This is a genomic window from Microvirga medicaginis, from assembly GCF_052658925.1.
Genome location: NZ_JBQWEL010000005.1, coordinates 139,451 through 157,509, shown reverse-complemented (window position 1 = coordinate 157,509; position 18,059 = coordinate 139,451). Strand labels below are relative to the sequence as shown.

Here is an 18,059-nt window from a genome sequence, read left to right as displayed (position 1 = left end):
GCTCGGACGCAGCGTTTGCTTTGCGCGCTCTTACACGAGCCCCGGATCAATCTTGCTATTGCGCTCCAACCACTCAGGCACGGGAAGGTTTTTCTCGCGCAGGAAGGCCGGGTTGAAAAGCTTGGATTGATAGCGCGTGCCGTAATCGCACAGCACCGTCACGATCGTATGCCCCGGGCCGAGATGACGGGCGAGACGGATCGCGCCCGCCACGTTGATGCCTGACGACCCGCCCAGGCACAGGCCTTCATGCTCCAGCAGATCGAAGATGACCGGCAGCGCTTCCTCATCGGGGATCTGGAACGCGACGTCGATGGGCGCATCCTCCAAATTTTTCGTGATACGCCCCTGACCGATTCCTTCGGTGATGGATGAGCCCATCGATTTCAGCTCACCCGTCGTATAATAGCTGTAAAGCGCAGCACCCATCGGATCGGCAAGGCCGATCGCGATCTTCGGATTGCTCTTCTTCAATGCCATGCCGACGCCGGCCAGCGTACCGCCGGTGCCCACCGCACAGATGAAGCCGTCGACCTCGCCACCCGTCTGCTCCCAGATCTCCGGACCCGTCGTCTCGATATGGGCCTGCCGGTTCGCCACGTTGTCGAACTGGTTTGCCCAGATCGCACCATTCGACTCGGATGCGGCAAGGCGCTCCGCGAGTCGCCCCGACACCTTCACGTAGTTGTTGGGATTGGCATATGGCACGGCCGGCACTTCGATGAGTTCGGCGCCGGCCAGGCGCAACATGTCCTTCTTCTCCTGGCTCTGCGTTTCGGGGATCACGATCACTGTGCGATAGCCCAAGGCATTAGCGACGAGGGCAAGGCCGATGCCGGTATTGCCCGCGGTTCCCTCCACGATCACGCCGCCGGGTTTCAGCACCCCGCGCCTCACCGCATCCTGGATGATGAAGAGGGCCGCCCGGTCCTTCACGGATTGTCCGGGATTCATGAACTCGGCCTTGCCAAGGATCGTGCATCCGGTGAGTTCCGAGGCACGGCGGAGCTTGATGAGAGGCGTATTGCCGATGGCAGCGGGGACGTCAGGCTTGATGGACATATGAGCGGTCATTCCTGTGAGGGTGCGGCGGGAACATCGGGCAGAAAGTCAGCAGGGGCAATTCGCAAAAATTCACATATTTAATGCGTATATATTTCCTATAATACATCTATTGACGTTCTTTAAAAAGAACCACATGTTCAGTCCGCAGGCCGCGAAGGCCTTATCCCCAACGCAGCAAGGAAGGTCTCCATGTCCAGCTCTGCAGTGGCTTCGCCTCTTTCCGCTGGAAACCGGGCGAGCGTGAACATCAATGCTCCGGCTTCGCTTGCGGCAGCTGCGGGCGTCATCGGCGGCGCGGCCCTTCTCGGCGCCCTCATCAACCCGAAGCAAGCCGCGCTCTATGTGCTCGGCGCTGCGCTTGGCCTTGTGCTCTATCATGCCGCCTTCGGCTTCACCTCCGCCTGGCGCGTGTTCATCGCAGACCGGCGGGGCGAAGGCCTTCGGGCGCAGATGGTCATGCTGGCAATCGCCTCAATCCTGTTCTTCCCCGTCCTCGCCTCCGGCTCCCTCTTCGGCCAGCCGGTCGCGGGCAACGTCTCCCCGGCGGGCCTCAGCGTGGTGTTCGGCGCCTTCATCTTCGGCATCGGCATGCAGCTCGGCGGCGGCTGCGCCTCCGGCACCCTCTATACGGTGGGCGGCGGCTCCACGCGCATGCTGATCACGCTCGCAGGCTTCATCGCAGGTTCGGCGATCGGCGCCGCGCATCTGCATTGGTGGACGGCCCTGCCGAGCCTGCCCAAGATCTCGATCATCGAGCTCTGGGGCCCCTGGACTGCGCTAGCCGTGCAGCTCGTCATCTTCGCGCTCATCGCTGCCGTCACGGTGGTGTTCGAAAAGCGCCGTCACGGTCGGCTGATCGAAGCCGCCCCCTCCCCGCGCCAGGGGCTCGCCCGCTTCCTGCGTGGCCCCTGGCCGCTGGTTGCCGGTGCGGTGGCGCTGGCGCTGTTGAATTTCGTCACGCTCTACCTCGCAGGCCGCCCCTGGGGCGTCACCTCGGCCTTCGCCCTGTGGGGCTCGAAGATCGCGGCCGCCATCGGCTTCGATGTGGCGAGCTGGCCCTACTGGTCCGCACCCGCCCGCCAGGCCGAGCTCAACGGCAGCATCTTCAACGACATCACGACGGTGATGGATTTCGGCATCATCCTCGGCGCCCTGTTTGCATCGTCGCTTGCCGGGCGTTTCGCGCCGGTGTGGAAGATCCCGCTGCGCTCCGCCGTTGCCGCCATCGCCGGCGGCCTGCTTCTCGGCTATGGTGCGCGCCTCGCCTATGGCTGCAACATCGGCGCCTATTTCTCGGGCATCGCCTCGGGCAGCCTGCATGGCTGGGTGTGGCTCGCGGCGGCCTTTGCCGGCAACGTGATCGGCACGCGCGTCCGGCCGCTCTTCGGCCTTGAAGTCGAGCGTGTGAAGCTCACGAGCTGCTGACATCTCCAGCCCGGACAATCAAGAAAGGCTTCCCGGACTGGGTCCGGGAAGCCTTTTTCGTGACCGATCAGGTTGCTGCCTTCTTCTCGCCTGTGGCGTAGGCGATCACGTCCTTCACCGTCTCATAGGGCTGAGCGCCGGAGACGAGATAGGCCTGGTGGCCCGCGCTGACGACCAGCGCGGGAACGCCGGAAATGCCGATTTGCCTTGCCAGATGTTGATCGTCGAGAACTCTCGGCTCATAGCGCCCGCTGATGAGGGCTTCGCGCAGGTCTTCGCGATCCAAGCCAACGGATTGTCCGACCTCGAGCAGCACATCGAGATCGGCGAGATCCCTCCCATTCTCGAAGAAAGCCTTGAAAAGAGCTTTGTTCATGGCATCGAGGCGGCCCGCATCGCGTGCGAACTCGGCTGCTTCATGAGCCTTGCGGCTGCGCGGCTGAACCGGCGGCAGCTTCAAGGTCACGCCGCGCTCCTGAGCCATTGGATAAACGGATTGGGTCCAGACGCGGTGAAGATATTCCGCATTGGGATCGAGCGTCGGCTCCGGCTCCGGGCGAAGCTCGAAAGAACGCCAGTCGATCTGCACGTCATCGCCCAGCTCGGTCCGGATGCGCTCGAGAACGGGCCGCTCCAGATAGCAGAACGGGCAGACATAGTCGCTCCAGACCGCGATCTGGATGGGATTCTCTCTGGTCATCGCGGCTCTCCTGGTCCGGCGCGGTGAAAAATCATCTTAGTGTTCCAACGCCCCAGAGGCTTTCTCTGTGCCTTGGCCGTTCCGGCTGATTGTCTTGATGAGATCGCCGAGCGCGGAAAAATCCTTCTTCCGCCCCGATGTTCGTCGCCAGACGAGCCCCAGCGTGCGCATGGGCGGATTATCCGGAAACGGGATGAGCGCAACGCGCCTGTGGTCGACCTCCGTCGCAGCGCACAGCTCCGGCAGAAGCGTGATGCCATGGCCTGCCGCCACCATCTGCATGATGGTAGTGAGCGAGGCGGCTCCGAGCGCCTTGCGCGCCTGCATGTTGGCGATCTGGCAATAGTGAAGCGCCTGCTCGCGCAGGCAATGTCCTTCTTCCAGCAAAAGCAGGCGCTCCTGCCCGATCCACTCGAGCAAGTCCTTGGAGGCCCACTGATCGGCCGCCTGAGCCTGCACGGCGACGAGAAAGCGATCATCAAAGAGCGGCATCGATTCCAGCTGCGCATTCTGCACAGGCAGGGCGATCAGCACGGCATCGAGATCGCCGCGTGAAAGTTCGTCCACCAGCGTGTCGGTCTGCGTCTCGCGGATCTGCAGATCGAGTTTCGGATAGTGCCGCTCGACCTCCGTGAGGATCGCCGGCAGGAGATAGGGTGCCACGGAGGGAATGATCCCGAGCCGCAGGGGACCCGAGAGCACGCCCTGATGCTGGCGCGCCAGCTCCGACAACTCGCGCACCTGTCCCAAGATCGCTTCGGCTCGCGCGGCAATCTCCTGCCCGGCCCGCGTCAGAACAACGGAATTGCCGCGCCGCTCGACGAGTTCGATGCCAAGCTCCCGCTCAAGTTCCTTGATCTGCATGGAGAGGGCTGGCTGCGTTACGGCGCATTGGTCCGCCGCCATGCCGAAATGCTGCGTCCGGGCGAGCGCCTCGAAATATCGTAACTGCCGGAAAGTGATCATGACGGCGATAAGAATATCTGATCGCACTTTTTAATCAATATAATTGGACCTTATCGCTTCTCATGGGCATCTTGCACCCATTCAATGGGGACGACCATGACAAAGACAACGACACTGACGACCACGGCCGGCGCGCCGATTGCCGACAACCAGAACAGCCTGTCCGCCGGCGAGCGCGGCCCCCTGCTGCTGCAGGATTACCAGCTGGTCGAGAAGCTGGCCCACCAGAATCGCGAGCGCATTCCGGAGCGCGTGGTGCATGCCAAGGGCTCGGCGGCTTACGGCACGCTCACCATCACCAATGACATCACCAAGTACTCCAAGGCGAAGGTGTTCTCCGAGATCGGCAAGAAGACGGAGGTCTTCCTGCGCTTCTCCACCGTCGCCGGCGAACGCGGCGCGGCGGATGCCGAGCGCGACGTGCGCGGCTTCGCCCTGAAGGTCTACACGGAAGAGGGCAACTGGGACATCGTGGGCAACAATACGCCCGTGTTCTTCATCCGCGATCCGCTGAAGTTCCCCGACTTCATCCGCACGCAGAAGCGCCATCCCGCAACGAACCTGCGTTCGCCGAAAGCCATGTGGGATTTCTGGTCGCTCAGCCCCGAGAGCCTCCATCAGGTCACGATCCTGTTCTCGGATCGCGGGCTGCCGCAGGGCTATCGCTTCATGCACGGTTTCGGTTCGCACACCTATTCCTTCATCAACGCGGCGGGTGAGCGCTTCTGGGTGAAGTTCCACTTCAAGTCCATGCAGGGCATCAAGACCTGGACAAACCGCGAGGCGGAACAGGTGGTCGCCAAGGACCGCGAGAGTGCTCAGCGCGACCTCTATGAGGCCATCGAAGGCGGCGACTTCCCGCGCTGGAAGTTCTGCGTGCAGATCATGCCGGAGACGGATGCGGAGAAGACCTCCTACAACCCGTTTGACGTTACGAAGGTTTGGCCGCATGCGGATTACCCGCTGATCGAGGTCGGCATTCTCGAACTCAACCGCAATGCCCAGCACTACTTCGCCGAAGTGGAGCAGTCCTCGTTCTCGCCGTCGAACATCGTGCCTGGCATCGGTTTCTCGCCCGACAAGATGCTGCAGGGCCGCATCTTCGCTTATGCAGATGCGCACCGCTATCGCGTCGGCACCCATTACGAGGCTCTGCCGGTGAACCGTCCACGTTGCCCGGTTCATCACTATCATGCGGATGGCTCGATGCTCTTCGACATCCCGAACCGGGGTGATGCCTATTACGAGCCGAACTCCTTCAATGGTCCGGTCCAGACCGCTCGCGCCGCCGAGCCGCCGCTCAAGATCTCAGGCGATGCGGATCGCTACGATCACCGCGCCGGCAACGACGACTACACGCAGCCCGGCAATCTCTTCCGCCTCATGACGCCGGAGGAGCAGAACCGGCTCATGGACAACATCGCGGAAGCGATGCAGGGCGTACCGGAAGAGATCGTGAAGCGCCAGATCGTGCACTTCTATCTCGCCGACAAGGCCTACGGCCTCGGCGTTGCCGATCGCATGGGCCTGAAGGGCGCCGTGCTCATCCAGGCGGCGGAATAAAACAATAAGCCGTAGGGGCGAAATGGAACGGCCCGGGACTGCTCCCGGGCCGATTTCTTTCGGGTGAATGGATTGCCCAACACAGCCTCATCCTGAGGAGGATTGCATGAGCAATCCGTCTCGAAGGACGAGGCGTCTCCCATGCGCTCTGGACCCTCCTTCGAGACGCAGACTTCGTCTGCTCCTCAGGATGAGGGCAAAGTTTGTTTTATACGTCCTAGATCAGCCCCTCACCCTGCAGGAACGGATTGGTCTGCCGCTCCTGACCGAGCGTGCTCATGGGACCATGGCCGCAGATGAAGGCGATGTCATCGCCGAGCGGCAAGAGCTTGTCCTTGATCGAGCGGATCAGCGCCTTGCCGTCGCCGCCGGGAAGATCCACGCGACCGACGGATCCCTGGAAGATCACATCGCCCACGATGGCGAAGCGCTCTGCCTTCGAGACCAACACGACGCTGCCCGGCGAATGGCCGGGGCAATGCAGGACGTCGAGAGTGAGATCGCCGACCGTCACCGTGTCGCCTTCATTGAGCCAGCGGTCCGGCGTGACCGCGCGCGCAGGGATTCCATAAGCCTGTCCCTGCTCGGCCAAATGCCGAAGCAGGAAATCGTCCGCCTCGTGTGGGCCTTCGATCGTGACCCCAAGCTCCTCGCGCAGTTCTGCCGCACCTGCTGCATGATCGATATGGCCGTGGGTGAGCAGGATTTTCTCCACGCTCACGCCGCTCTGCGCGATGGCATCGCGAATGCGCTCCAGATCGCCGCCAGGATCGATCACCGCCGCCTTCTTGGTCTTCTCGCACCACAATAACGTGCAGTTCTGCTGGAACGGCGTGACGGGAATGATGGCGGCGCGAACATTGGGCACGGGCTGATCCTTTCATTGTCGAAAGCACACATATGATCGGCAGCCCTGTCTGGAAAGACTGGAATAGGTGGTGGCCTTCCATTGACGTTGCGGGAAGCCCGTTCACATAGTCCCTCATCGATTCGCATTGGGAGAACGAGCATGGAGACCAGGGCCGCCGTCGCATGGGAGGCTGGCAAGCCGCTCACCGTTGAGACCATCCGCATCGAGGGCCCCAAGGCGGGCGAGGTTCTGGTGGAAGTGATGGCGACGGGCGTCTGCCACACGGACGCCTATACGCTGTCGGGCCTCGATTCCGAGGGCAAGTTCCCGGCCATCCTCGGCCATGAGGGCGCGGGCATCGTGCGCGAGGTCGGTCCCGGCGTGACGACGCTGAAGCCGGGCGATCACGTGATCCCGCTCTACACGCCCGAGTGCCGCAACTGCAAATCCTGCCTGTCGCGGCGCACCAATCTCTGCACCGCGATCCGCGCCACGCAGGGCCAGGGCCTGATGCCCGACGGCACGAGCCGCTTCCGCTGCGATGGCGAGACCGTGTTCCACTACATGGGCTGCTCGACATTCGCGAATTTTACGGTGCTGCCGGAAATCGCGCTCGCGAAGGTTCGCGAGGACGCGCCTTTCGACAAGATCTGCTACATCGGCTGCGGCGTCACCACCGGCATCGGCGCGGTGATCTATACCGCGAAGGTATGGCCCGGCGCGAATGTGGTGGTATTCGGTCTCGGCGGCATCGGCCTCAACGTGATCCAGGGCGCCCGCATGGTGGGCGCGGACAAGATCATCGGCGTCGACATCAATCCGGCCAAGCGCGCCATGGCCGAGAAGTTCGGCATGACCGATTTCATCAACCCGAAGGAAATCGGCAACGACAAGGTGGTGCAGGCGATCATCGATCTCACCGGCGGCGGCGCGGATTTCTCGTTCGACGCCACCGGCAACACGGATGTGATGCGCCAGGCGCTCGAATGCTGCCATCGCGGCTGGGGCGAGAGCATCATCATCGGCGTGGCGGAAGCGGGCAAGGAAATCTCGACGCGTCCGTTCCAGCTTGTCACGGGCCGCGTGTGGAAGGGCACGGCCTTCGGCGGCGCGCGCGGACGCACGGACGTACCGAAGATCGTGGACTGGTACATGGAAGGCAAGATCAACATCGACGATCTGATCACCCACACAATGCCGCTGGAGGACATCAACACCGCCTTCGATCTCATGCATGAGGGCAAGTCGATCCGCTCGGTGATCGTCTACTGATCGGTGACAGGCATGAGCTTCGAGATCGTCTCGCAATCGCGCTGCTTTGGCGGCACGCAGTTCGTCTATCGTCACATCTCGCGTGAGACGGGCACGCCGATGCGCCTTGCGGCCTACATTCCGCTGCAGGCCGCGAAGAGCAAGGTGCCGGTGGTGTGGTTTCTCTCCGGCCTCACCTGCACGGAAGAGAACTTCACCGTCAAGGCAGGCGCGCAGCGGATAGCCTCGGAGCTCGGCCTCATCCTCATCGCGCCGGATACGAGTCCGCGCGGCGAAGGTGTGCCGGATGACCCGGAGGGAGCCTATGATTTCGGCCTCGGCGCGGGCTTCTATGTGGATGCCACGCAGGAACCCTGGGCGAAGAACTACCGCATGCGCTCCTATATCGAGCGCGAGCTGCCGGCGCTGATCGCCGAGAACCTGCCCGCCGACATGGAGCGGCAGGGCATCACCGGCCATTCCATGGGCGGCCACGGCGCGCTCACGATCGCACTCCGCAATCCGGAGCGCTTCAAGGCCGTCTCTGCTTTTGCGCCGATCTCTTCCCCCAAGGACTGCCCCTGGGGTGAGAAAGCGCTGTTGAACTATATCGGCGCAGACCGATCCGCCTGGCGCGAATACGATGCCTGTGCGCTCATCGAGAGCGGCGCCCGTGTGCCCGATATTCTCGTCGATCAGGGAACTGCGGACAGCTTCCTGGAAAGCGAGCTGAAGCCGCAACTCCTGGAAGAGGCCTGCGCCAAGGCCGGGCAGCCGCTCACCCTGCGCCGCCAGGAAGGCTACGACCATTCCTACTTCTTCATCGCCAGCTTCATCGAGGATCACCTGCGCTGGCATGCAGAGCGTCTCGCTTAAGATTGCCTAGTCGACGCCCTCATCCTGAGGAGCCGCGGAGCAGCGTCTCGAAGGAGGGTTCAGAGCGCATGGGAGACGCCTCGCCCTTCGAGACGGATTGCTCTCGCAATCCTCCTCAGGGTGAGGCTTCGAGACGCGAGCAAGCTCACTCCTCAGGTTTAAGGCTCACGGCGGCTTTTGTCGGACGCTCTTAAGTCTTGCCGAAGAACTGCGGGTGCTTCATCTGAAGCGCCTGCACGAGGATCATGGTCTTCATGTCGGCGATGGCGTTGGAGGCCACGAGGCCAGCAAGGTCCTCAAAGCTCACTTCCAGCACCTCGATCTCCTCGTGCTCGTGCGCGAGCCCGCCGCCTTCGCCGACCCGATCGGCCTCGGCATAGGGCGCGAGGAAAAGATGCAGCCGCTCCGTGGTGAACCCGGGTGCCGACCAGAAATGGCCCAGGGGCTCCAGATGCTCGACCTTGATGCCCGCCTCCTCCATGGTTTCGCGCCGGGCGCAGATTTCGGGCTCGTCCCCGTCGAGCAGGCCCGCCACCGCCTCCAGAAAATCCGGGTGCCCCTCGACATGCATCACAGGCGCCCGGAACTGCCGGACGAGGATCACCTTGCGCCGTTCCAGATCGTAGGGCAGCACGGCGGCGGCATCGCCGCTGTTGAGCACCTCGCGGGTCATGATCCGCCCATCCGGCATCTGGACGGTCATCTTGAGAATCTTGCGCCACCCCTCATAAACGGTATCGATCTGCTTGATCCGGTAGACTGTCACGTCCGGTCCTCTCCTGTTTCACGGGCCTCATCCTGCAGACAACACATGAAACGCTTAAACTTATCCATCATCTCTTTGAGCCCGACAGCCGCGCTCAAACGTTATGGACAGGAGTTCGTCACGAGGAGCGTTTCAGGTGCTGGAAGATCTGGTCGGGGCCATCAAGAAGCGTCAGGCCATTCTCTTTGCCGGAGCGGGCGTCTCGATGACCGTCGGGCTGCCCTCCTGGAGCACCCTGATCGAGCATATCGCGGAGGAGCTCGATCTCGACCTTTCGAAGTTCAACGGGGGCGACCTCAATTATTTGACGCTCGCCGAATTCTACCGGATCAGGCAGGGCAGCATCGGGCCCCTGCGCAGCTGGATGGACCGGCACTGGACGCTACCGGAAGAGAAGTTGAAGAAATCCAAGGTCCATGAGCTCATCTGCAGGCTCGACTTTCCCATCATCTACACGACGAATTTCGACCGGAACCTGGAAACCGCCTTCGACCTCCAGGACAAGGATTACGTGAAGATCGTCAACGCCAAGGACATCGCCCGCATCCGCGAGGGCGTGCCGCAGATCGTGAAGTACCATGGCGATTTCGATGACGACGATTCCATCGTGATTGCCGAAACCGATTATCTCGACCGCCTCTCCTTTGAATCTCCGCTCGACATCAAGTTTCGCTCGGACGCTTTGGGAAAAACCATCCTGTTCATCGGCTACAGCATGACGGATCTCAACATCCGCTTTCTGCTGCACCGGCTCTGGAAGACCTGGGCCGGATCAGGCTACGAGCGCGACCGGCCGCAATCCTACGTCTTCATGCTGCGCCCCAATCCGGTGGAACATGCAGTGCTGGAGCAATGGGGCCTGCGCGTTCTCATGGAAAAGGACTGCCCGCCCGAGGACGCGCTCGAGATCTTTCTGGCCAAGCTCTGCAAGGCTGTCGAGCAGGAAGAGGAAGGCGTCTGATTTTGCATCCCCGGCCTCGTGTGCCAATGTGGCGCCTCTTACGCACACCTGATTTCCAAGCAGATTCATGGCTAGTACGACCAAACGCCGCCTTTCCCTGACCGATATCCTGACTGACGGGCGCATCGCGCTCATGCTGCCCTTGGGCTTTTCCTCGGGCCTCCCCTTCCTGCTCGTGTTCAGCACGCTCTCTACATGGCTCAGGGAAGCCGGCATCTCGCTCACGATCATCGGCCTCATGAGCTGGGTGGGCTTGGCCTATTCCTTCAAGTTCCTCTGGGCCCCCATCGTCGACCGCTATGACGTTCCGGTTCTGGCGCGCCTGCTGGGCCGCCGCCGTGGCTGGATGGCGCTGGCGCAGCTCGGCGTGATGGCAGGCCTCACTGGCATGGCCATCACGGGGCCGCAGGTCAGCATGCCGCTGACCATCATCGCCGCCGTGACGATCGCCTTCTTCTCGGCCACGCAGGACGTGGTGATCGACGGTTGGCGAATCGATGCAGCCCCCACGGAGCGGCAGGGCATGATGGCGGCAAGCCTGCAGCTCGGCTATCGCCTGGCGCTGCTCTGCGCGGGCGCGGGCGCGCTCTATATCGCCGAGCTTGTGAACTGGCCAAGCGCCTATCTTTCCATGGCTGCGCTCATGGGCATCGGTCTTGTCGGCACCTTGCTGGCGCCGCGAATCGACGAAGTGCAGGTCCGCAAGAACGTCCCCTTTGCCCAGGCCATCGTCGAGCCTCTGGCCGATCTCTTCCAGCGCAAGCGCATGATGCTGGTTCCGATCCTGGCGCTGATCGCCTGCTATCGCCTTCCCGACTTCATGGCGGGCATCATGGCCAATCCGCTCTACATCGATCTCGGCTTCTCGAAGGCCGACATCGCCAATATCTCGAAGCTCTATGGCGTGTGGATCGGCATTATCGGCGCCTTCGCCGGCGGTCTTGCGCTCACCCGTCTCGGCCTCTGGTGGAGCCTTTTGATCGGTGCGGCGATTGCGGCCGGATCGAACGTGATGTTCTCCTGGCTCGCAGCCGGCAATGCCACTCTCACGGGACTCACGCTCACCATCAGCATCGACAATTTCGCCCAGGGCTTCGCGGGCGCGGCGCTGGTCGCCTACATGTCGGGTCTCACCTCGCCGGGATTTGCAGCCACCCAATACGCGCTTCTGAGTTCGCTCTACGCGCTGCCCGGAAAGCTCATTGGCGGTGCCTCCGGCGCCGTGGTGGATTCTTACGGCTATCCGCTTCTGTTCACCGGCACGGCGGCGCTTGGTATTCCGCTCGTGATCCTCTGCCTCATCGTGCGGCGGGATACGATGGAGACGGTGCGGCAAAAGGAAGAGGCGGAAGCGCAAGAGGCTCCCGCTCCCATGGCTGCAGGATCGCGGGCTTAACTGCCTACCGTCGTCAACGGCTCTGTCTTCCTCCGTCCTGGTCCCAAGGAGGTCGCGCAGCGACCGTCTCGAAGGAGGTTCCAGTGCGCTCTGGACACTCCTTCGAGACGCAGACTGCGTCTGCTCCTCAGGATGAGGACAGAGGGTCTAAATAGAGAGATGCCCGGGACCAGCCCGGCCATGACGAGCTGAGTGTCAGGAACGCTTAGCTCGCGCCCGGTCCCGGCGTTGCGCCGGGCGGGCATTTGCCGAGGATGATCATGCCGAGCACTTCGTCCTGCGTGACGTCCTGCACGTTGGCGGAGCCCACGAGCTTGCCGTTCTTCATCACGCTCACGCGGTCGGCGAGGCCAAACACGTCGTGGATGTCGTGGCTGATGAGGAAGATGCCGATGCCTTCCTTCTTCAACTGCAGCACGAGATCGGCCACCTGCTGCGTCTCCGCGGGGCCGAGAGCCGCTGTCGGCTCGTCCATGATCAGCACGCGCGCATTGAAATAGATCGCGCGCGCGATCGCCACCGACTGACGCTGGCCGCCGGAGAGCGCCTTCACGGGCTCCTTGAATCTCCGGAAATGCGGATTGAGACGCGCCATCACCTTGCGGGTCTCAGCTTCCATCGTTGCATCGTCGAGCGTGCCGTAAGGCGTGAGCACTTCGCGACCGAGGAAGATGTTGCCGGCCGCATCGATGTTATCGGCGAGCGCCAGCGTCTGGTAGATCGTCTCGATGCCGTAGCGCTTGGCGTCGCGAGGCGTGGAGATGTCGGCATGCTCGCCGTTCACGTAGATCTCGCCCGCGTCCGGCTTGTAGGCGCCGGAGAGAATCTTGATGAGCGTCGACTTGCCTGCGCCATTGTGGCCGAGCAGGCCCACCACCTCGCCGGGACGCAGGTCGATGGACACGTCGTCCACGGCCTTGATGCCGCCGAAGGCGATGGAGATGTTGCGCATTTCGACGAGAGGCGTCGTTCCATTCTGCTGCATGATACGCTCCCCTCTTACTTGATACGGCGGCGATAGAGGCCGTCGACCCACACCGCCAGCACGAGCACCGCGCCGACGACGATGTTCTGCAGGGGCGTGTCGACGCCGAGAAGAACCATGCCCGATTGCAGCGACTGCATGACGAGGGCCCCCAGCATCGCGCCTGCGATGGTGCCGATGCCGCCAGCCAAGGACGTTCCGCCGATCACGGCGGAGGCGATCACGTAAAGCTCGTCGAGCGTGCCCGCCGCGTTGGTCGCAGCGTTCAGGCGCGCGGTCGAGATGCAGGCCGAGATGCCGCAGAGCAGTCCCATGAGGCCGAACACCTTCATCAGTGTCCAGCGCGTATTGATGCCCGACAGCTCCGCCGCCTCGGGATTGCCGCCGATGGCGAAGACATAGCGGCCGAACCGGCGACGCGTGGCGATGAAGGTCATCACGAGTCCTACCACCACGGCAATCAGCACCGGCAGCGCGACGCCGTGCGGAATGAACAGGCCGCCTTCCGGCCAGGCGATGCCTTGTGCTTCCGCCCAGCGGCGGGCCGTGCCTGCCGGTAACGGATAGGCATTGGCGATGGCTGCTGCCGCGAGCACCGCGCCGCAGGTGACGGCGGCAATCACCGCATCCGCCCAGCCAGGACGGACCGGAAATCCGAAGCTCAAGCGACGGCGGCGCGAAAGCCCAAGCCCCACGACGATGAGACCGCAGGCGATGGCCGCGATGACCCAGGTGGTCGTCGCACCCAATGCGCCTTCCACGCCGCCGCCGAAAGCCTTGAAGCGCGTATCCATGGGCGCGATGGTCTGACCCGATGTGACCCACCAGGCCGCACCACGCCAGACGAGAAGACCACCAAGCGTCACGATGAAGGAGGGAATGCCGAGATAGGCGATGAGCCAACCCTGGAAGAGGCCGATCGCTCCGCCGACGATGAGCGCGAGCAACACCACGAGCGGCGCGGTGAGCGGATGCTCCAGGCCGAGATAGGCAGGCAGCCACTGCACCTGTGCAACGCCGATGATCATGCCGACGACACCGAGGATGGCGCCGACGGAGAGATCGATGTTGCGCGTGACGATCACGAGCACCATGCCCGTCGCCATGATCGCGACGGAGGCGGTTTGAACCGACAGGTTCCAGAGATTGCGCGGGGTGAGAAAAACACCGCCCGACAAAAGATCGAAACCGATCCAGATCACGGCAAGCGCTGCGAGCATGCCGAGCATGCGGACATCGATCTCGAGCTTCGACAGAAACGAGCCGGAAGCGGTGCTCGGCGGCGCGGTTGTGGCAACAGGGGCGTTCATGGCGTCACGCTGAAAACGGATGAATAATTCTATGAAAAGCTGTCATCCCCGGCCGGAGCGAAGCGGAGGGGAAGAGGATCCACAGCGCTTGAGCGTGTAAATGGATCCTCTTCCCTCGCCTAAAGGCTCGCCGGGGATGACACAGGAGCAAGCTCCGATCAGTTGCAGGCCTTCACGGAGCCTGCCTTCACGCCCTGGCAGACGACCTCCTTGGAGGCCCAGCCCGCATTGATGACCACATCGAGGTTGTCCTTCGTGATCGCGACGGGAGTGAGGAAGAGAGCCGTCATATTCTGCTTCTTCGGCCCCAGGTTCCAGGACTTCGCTCCCTGGATCTCGGCGAGCTTCTTGCCGCCGGCGAGCTGCATCGCGATTTCGGCGGCGTTGCGGCCGAGTTCGCGGGCATCCTTGAACACGGTCACGGTCTGCGTGCCGAGCGCGACGCGGTTGAGGGCCGCCTTGTCGGCATCCTGACCGGATACCGGCACCGAGCCTGCAAGGCCCTGAGCCGCGAGCGCGGCGATCGCGCCACCGGCGGTGCCGTCATTGGCGGCGACCACCGCATCGACCTTGTTGTTGTTCTTGGTGAGGAACTGCTCCATGTTCCGCTGCGCATTGGCGGGAAGCCAGCCATCCGTATAAGCCTCGCCCGCGTTCTTGATCTTGCCCGCGTCGATGGCGGGTTTGAGCACCTCCATAGCGCCCTGGAACAGGAAGTTGGCGTTCGGATCGGAACCCGAGCCCTTGATGAACACATAGTTGCCCTCGGGCTTCACCTTGAACACCTCGCGCGCCTGCAGGCGACCGACCTCGACGTTGTCGAAGGTGAGGTAGAAGGCCTGCGGGATTTCGATGAGGCGATCATACCCCACGATCGGAATGCCTTCGGCCACGGCCTTCTCGACCGCAGGGCGAACGGCGTCCGCATCCTGGGCCAGCACGATCAGTGCCTTGGCGCCGCGGGCGATCAGGCTTTCGATATCTGTCAGCTGCTTGGCAGGCGAGGACTGAGCATCCGCCGAGACATAGGTGCCGCCGGCCTTCTCGATGGCGGCCTTGATGGCGGCCTCATCGGTCTTCCAACGCTCTTCCTGGAAGTTCGACCAGCTCACGCCGATGACCGGGCCTTTGCTCTGGGCGAAGGCTGCGGTAGCAGACAGGGTCAGAGCGGCAAAGCTGATGAGAACATGCTTCTTAGATATCATTGGTTTCCTCCTGGGCCAGGCTTCCCTCCAAGGCCCTGTGCTCATGGCAGGCTGTCTCTTCCAGCCGGATCGACAGACGTGGCTCACGCTGCCATGTTTATTTTTCGAGCGGAGAAATAATTACCCCAACCAATCCCACCTTCAAGCGGCAAAGCTCTCAGCTTTTGGTCGGATATGCTTTTTATCTGCAGATCATTTATTCGTTACGTGAACAAATAGGTGCCATGACCCTCCTTCCGCTCTCCCCTCGTGAAACAGCCCGACGGCGCCTTCTGGACGCCTTGCGCCGGGAAGGCCGCATGGCGCGGGTCGAGATCGGCCAGCATCTCGGCATGAGCCCGGCCAGTGTCTCGGAGCTCACGGCAAGCCTGCTGGACGAAGGCATTCTGGTGACGGAGGAAACGACGGATCAAGGCTCAGGCCTTATCCGGGGCCGCCCCAAGGTGCGCCTGTTCTTTGCCGATTCACTGGGTTCCGTGATCGGCGTCTGGACCGGTTTCAACCGCATCGAGCTCAGGCTCGTGGACAGTGCGGGACGCAACCGGGCGAGCCGCCGTATCGAACGGCCCCTGCGCAGCCTTGGGGCCGAAGAGCTGATGGACGTTCTGACGGAGACGATCACCACCTTCGCCAGGGATACCGGCGCGGCCGATGTGAAGGCCATCGGCCTTGCCTGCCAAGGCTATGTGGACACGCGGGACGGAATCGTGGCCTGGAGCCCGGTCCTCGGCACCCGCGACCTGCCCCTCGCGGCAGGCCTGAGCGAGCGGCTCGGCAGACCCGTCCTCATCGAGAACGATGCCAGCGCCATGGCCTTCGCCATCGCCCAGCGCAATCCCGATTTCCGGTCGGGTCGTACCGCCTGCCTGATGATCGGTGATGGCGTCGGCATGGGCTTTCTCATCCATGGCGAGCTTTATCGCGGCGCGCGCTTCGGCGGCAGCGAGTTCGGGCATGTACGGCTTCGCCGGAGCGGGCCGCAATGCCGCTGCGGCGGACGCGGCTGCATCGAGGCCTATCTCGCCGATTATGCCCTGCACCGGGATGCTCAGCTCATCGACCACCGCCCCGCTCCGACCCTGCTGCTGCCGGGCGAGGAAGCCATGCACAATATCGTGGAGCAGGCCCGTGCGGGCGATCCGGCTCTCCTCAACCTCTTCCACGAGGCCGGCGAGGTCCTGGGCGATGCCGTCTCCATCCTGATCCAGACGCTGGAGCCTGATCACGTCGTGATCTGCGGCCCCGGCACGCGAGCCATGGATCTTTTACGCCCCTCCTTCGAGGCAGCCATCGAATCGCAGACGATTCCGGAATTGAGAGCCCTTGCCGCCGTCCACGTGGTGGAATCCTCCCTCGATCTTCTCACCGAAGGCGTGGTGATGCAGGCTTTGCGGGAGCTCGATCTCGACTTGGCGCGGCTTAAAGCGGCCTGATCCGCGGTCGCTGTTCCGGCTCGTTGACTTGCCTGATGAGCATGGCGCGCAAGTCCCGAAGGACAGCATCGCGAACGGGTAGATCCGTCTCGCCGCTGATGGCTGCCGCAACCCTCATGAGGTGCAGGACAATGACGGCCATGACCTCGGCCCGTTCGCGAGGCAGCGGCGGATTCGTCTGAGACAGAAGCATCGCGATCTGGCTGCGCATGCGGTTGCGCCGTTCAGTCTTCTGTGCCTTGTCCGCAGCCGGGCGATCCGCCAGGAGAACGAAAGACGGATGAGCCAAGAGGAAGGCGGACAGGTCCTGGAACAGGGAGTCCAAGAGCTCGGCGGGCGTCATTTGTTTTGACTTTTGACCCAAGGCTTCGAGCATCTGGGCGAGCGCCTCGCCATTCGCTGTCTGAAGCACATCAGCGAGCAGCTCCTTGGTCGGGAAGAATTGATAGAGGGACCCGATCGAAGCCTTCGCCCGCGCTGCGATCTCCGTCATGGTCGCGGCATCGAAACCTTTCTCGGCGAAGATCTCCTCTCCGGCTTTCAGAAGGGCGGCCACACGCTCACGCCCACGCTGTCGTTGCGGCGCACGGATCGCGGCATTCGCCTTTGCGCTTGTTTTTTGTGAGACCATCCTCATATAACTCCAACATGAGGATATCCTCATGAATCATCGAACCTCATCCGACGCCGCTTCCTCCCTCTTTCGATACCTGAAAGTCCACTCATGCTGAAGCTCGATCCCCGCAGCACGGCCCTCGTCCTGATCGATGTGCAAAAAGGCACCCTCGCCTTGCCCATAGGTCCGCACGCACCAGCGACAATCATCGCGAACAGCGCCCGCCTCGCCAATCGGTTTTCGCAAAAAGGAGCAACCGTCGCTCTCGTCCGGGTCGACTTCTCGGAGGGCTATGCCGACAGGCCCGGAGGCTCAACCGACGTGCCCATGGTCCTTCCTCCTGGCGGCCTGCCTGCCGACTGGGCCGAGTTCCCGGCCGAGCTCGCTTCGATCAAACCCGACCTGCTCATTACCAAAAGGCAGTGGAGCGCCTTTCACGGAACCGAGCTCGACCTGCAATTGCGGCGGCGCGGCATCACCCATGTGGTGATCGGAGGCCTGATGACGAATTTCGGGGTGGAATCGACCGCACGCGATGCCTGGCAGCACAATTACCACACCCTCATTGCCGAGGATGCGTCGAGCAGCCTGAGTGCCGAGCTCCATCGATTCGCCATCAAAAACACCTTGCCCCGGGTCTCACGGGTGAGATCCACAGCCGAAATCATTGCAGGCCTGGAGGCATAGCCAT

General features: G+C 62.7%; 17 protein-coding genes. 8 read left to right on the top strand and 9 right to left on the bottom strand.

Annotation, left to right across the window (positions count from 1 at the left end):
• Nucleotides 1–30: 30 nt before the first annotated feature.
• Nucleotides 31–1,062, bottom strand: coding sequence for a cysteine synthase A (locus ACUXUR_RS09285; RefSeq protein WP_445502064.1), 1,032 nt, complete (start codon nt 1,060–1,062; stop codon nt 31–33).
• Nucleotides 1,063–1,254: 192 nt separating this feature from the next.
• Between ACUXUR_RS09285 and ACUXUR_RS09280 the strand changes: the two genes are divergently transcribed.
• Complete coding sequence (locus tag ACUXUR_RS09280; RefSeq protein ID WP_445502063.1) at nt 1,255–2,490, top strand: YeeE/YedE family protein; 1,236 nt, start codon at nt 1,255–1,257, stop codon at nt 2,488–2,490.
• Between the two features lie 67 nt (nt 2,491–2,557).
• Here the strand turns inward: ACUXUR_RS09280 and ACUXUR_RS09275 are convergent, their stop codons facing one another.
• Nucleotides 2,558–3,190, bottom strand: a complete 633-nt coding sequence (locus ACUXUR_RS09275) for a DsbA family oxidoreductase (RefSeq protein ID WP_445502062.1) — start codon at nt 3,188–3,190, stop codon at nt 2,558–2,560.
• 36 nt (nt 3,191–3,226) lie between these two features.
• Nucleotides 3,227–4,183, bottom strand: a complete 957-nt coding sequence (locus tag ACUXUR_RS09270; RefSeq protein ID WP_445502061.1) for a LysR substrate-binding domain-containing protein — start codon at nt 4,181–4,183, stop codon at nt 3,227–3,229.
• A 69-nt stretch (nt 4,184–4,252) separates the two neighbouring features.
• On the opposite strand from ACUXUR_RS09270, the gene ACUXUR_RS09265 reads away from it, so the two are divergent.
• Nucleotides 4,253–5,719 (top strand): catalase, encoded by a 1,467-nt coding sequence (locus ACUXUR_RS09265; protein WP_445502060.1) that lies wholly within the window; start codon nt 4,253–4,255, stop codon nt 5,717–5,719.
• Between the two features lie 217 nt (nt 5,720–5,936).
• Here ACUXUR_RS09265 and ACUXUR_RS09260 read toward each other — a convergent pair whose 3' ends face one another.
• Entirely contained in the window at nt 5,937–6,587 is a 651-nt protein-coding gene (locus ACUXUR_RS09260; protein WP_445502059.1) for an MBL fold metallo-hydrolase, read from the bottom strand.
• Between the two features lie 141 nt (nt 6,588–6,728).
• Between ACUXUR_RS09260 and ACUXUR_RS09255 the strand changes: the two genes are divergently transcribed.
• Nucleotides 6,729–7,841 carry an S-(hydroxymethyl)glutathione dehydrogenase/class III alcohol dehydrogenase gene (locus ACUXUR_RS09255; RefSeq protein ID WP_445502058.1) on the top strand — a complete coding sequence of 371 codons (1,113 nt, stop codon included), beginning with the start codon at nt 6,729–6,731 and terminating at the stop codon, nt 7,839–7,841.
• Nucleotides 7,842–7,853: 12 nt separating this feature from the next.
• Nucleotides 7,854–8,696, top strand: coding sequence for an S-formylglutathione hydrolase (gene fghA, locus ACUXUR_RS09250; RefSeq protein ID WP_445502057.1), 843 nt, complete (start codon nt 7,854–7,856; stop codon nt 8,694–8,696).
• Between the two features lie 190 nt (nt 8,697–8,886).
• Here fghA and ACUXUR_RS09245 read toward each other — a convergent pair whose 3' ends face one another.
• On the bottom strand, nt 8,887–9,462 hold the full coding sequence (locus ACUXUR_RS09245; RefSeq protein ID WP_445502056.1) for an NUDIX domain-containing protein: 576 nt from the start codon (nt 9,460–9,462) through the stop codon (nt 8,887–8,889).
• Nucleotides 9,463–9,565: 103 nt separating this feature from the next.
• Here ACUXUR_RS09245 and ACUXUR_RS09240 point away from each other — a divergent pair, with 103 nt between their 5' ends.
• Both ACUXUR_RS09240 and ACUXUR_RS09235 read left to right on the top strand, forming a co-directional pair.
• The gene (locus ACUXUR_RS09240) at nt 9,566–10,423 is read left to right on the top strand and encodes an SIR2 family NAD-dependent protein deacylase (protein ID WP_445502055.1); all 858 of its coding nucleotides are present in this window, start codon (nt 9,566–9,568) and stop codon (nt 10,421–10,423) included.
• Nucleotides 10,424–10,490: 67 nt separating this feature from the next.
• Nucleotides 10,491–11,819: an AmpG family muropeptide MFS transporter gene (locus ACUXUR_RS09235; protein WP_445502054.1), complete on the top strand. Its 1,329-nt coding sequence runs from the start codon at nt 10,491–10,493 to the stop codon at nt 11,817–11,819.
• 205 nt (nt 11,820–12,024) lie between these two features.
• Here the strand turns inward: ACUXUR_RS09235 and ACUXUR_RS09230 are convergent, their stop codons facing one another.
• From ACUXUR_RS09230 to xylF, 3 genes are all read right to left on the bottom strand, one after another.
• A complete protein-coding gene (locus ACUXUR_RS09230; protein WP_445502053.1) occupies nt 12,025–12,804 on the bottom strand; it encodes an ATP-binding cassette domain-containing protein in 780 nt (259 codons plus the stop codon).
• Nucleotides 12,805–12,818: 14 nt separating this feature from the next.
• The gene (locus ACUXUR_RS09225; RefSeq protein ID WP_445502052.1) at nt 12,819–14,114 is read right to left on the bottom strand and encodes a sugar ABC transporter permease; all 1,296 of its coding nucleotides are present in this window, start codon (nt 14,112–14,114) and stop codon (nt 12,819–12,821) included.
• A 158-nt stretch (nt 14,115–14,272) separates the two neighbouring features.
• Nucleotides 14,273–15,319 (bottom strand): D-xylose ABC transporter substrate-binding protein, encoded by a 1,047-nt coding sequence (gene xylF / locus ACUXUR_RS09220; RefSeq protein WP_445502051.1) that lies wholly within the window; start codon nt 15,317–15,319, stop codon nt 14,273–14,275.
• 224 nt (nt 15,320–15,543) lie between these two features.
• Here xylF and ACUXUR_RS09215 point away from each other — a divergent pair, with 224 nt between their 5' ends.
• Nucleotides 15,544–16,752, top strand: a complete 1,209-nt coding sequence (locus tag ACUXUR_RS09215) for an ROK family protein (RefSeq protein WP_445502050.1) — start codon at nt 15,544–15,546, stop codon at nt 16,750–16,752.
• Here the strand turns inward: ACUXUR_RS09215 and ACUXUR_RS09210 are convergent.
• Nucleotides 16,739–17,383 (bottom strand): TetR/AcrR family transcriptional regulator, encoded by a 645-nt coding sequence (locus ACUXUR_RS09210; protein ID WP_445502049.1) that lies wholly within the window; start codon nt 17,381–17,383, stop codon nt 16,739–16,741. The genes ACUXUR_RS09215 and ACUXUR_RS09210 overlap by 14 nt on opposite strands.
• A 93-nt stretch (nt 17,384–17,476) precedes the next feature.
• Here ACUXUR_RS09210 and ACUXUR_RS09205 point away from each other — a divergent pair, with 93 nt between their 5' ends.
• Nucleotides 17,477–18,055, top strand: a complete 579-nt coding sequence (locus tag ACUXUR_RS09205; RefSeq protein WP_445502048.1) for a hydrolase — start codon at nt 17,477–17,479, stop codon at nt 18,053–18,055.
• Nucleotides 18,056–18,059: the final 4 nt, after the last annotated feature.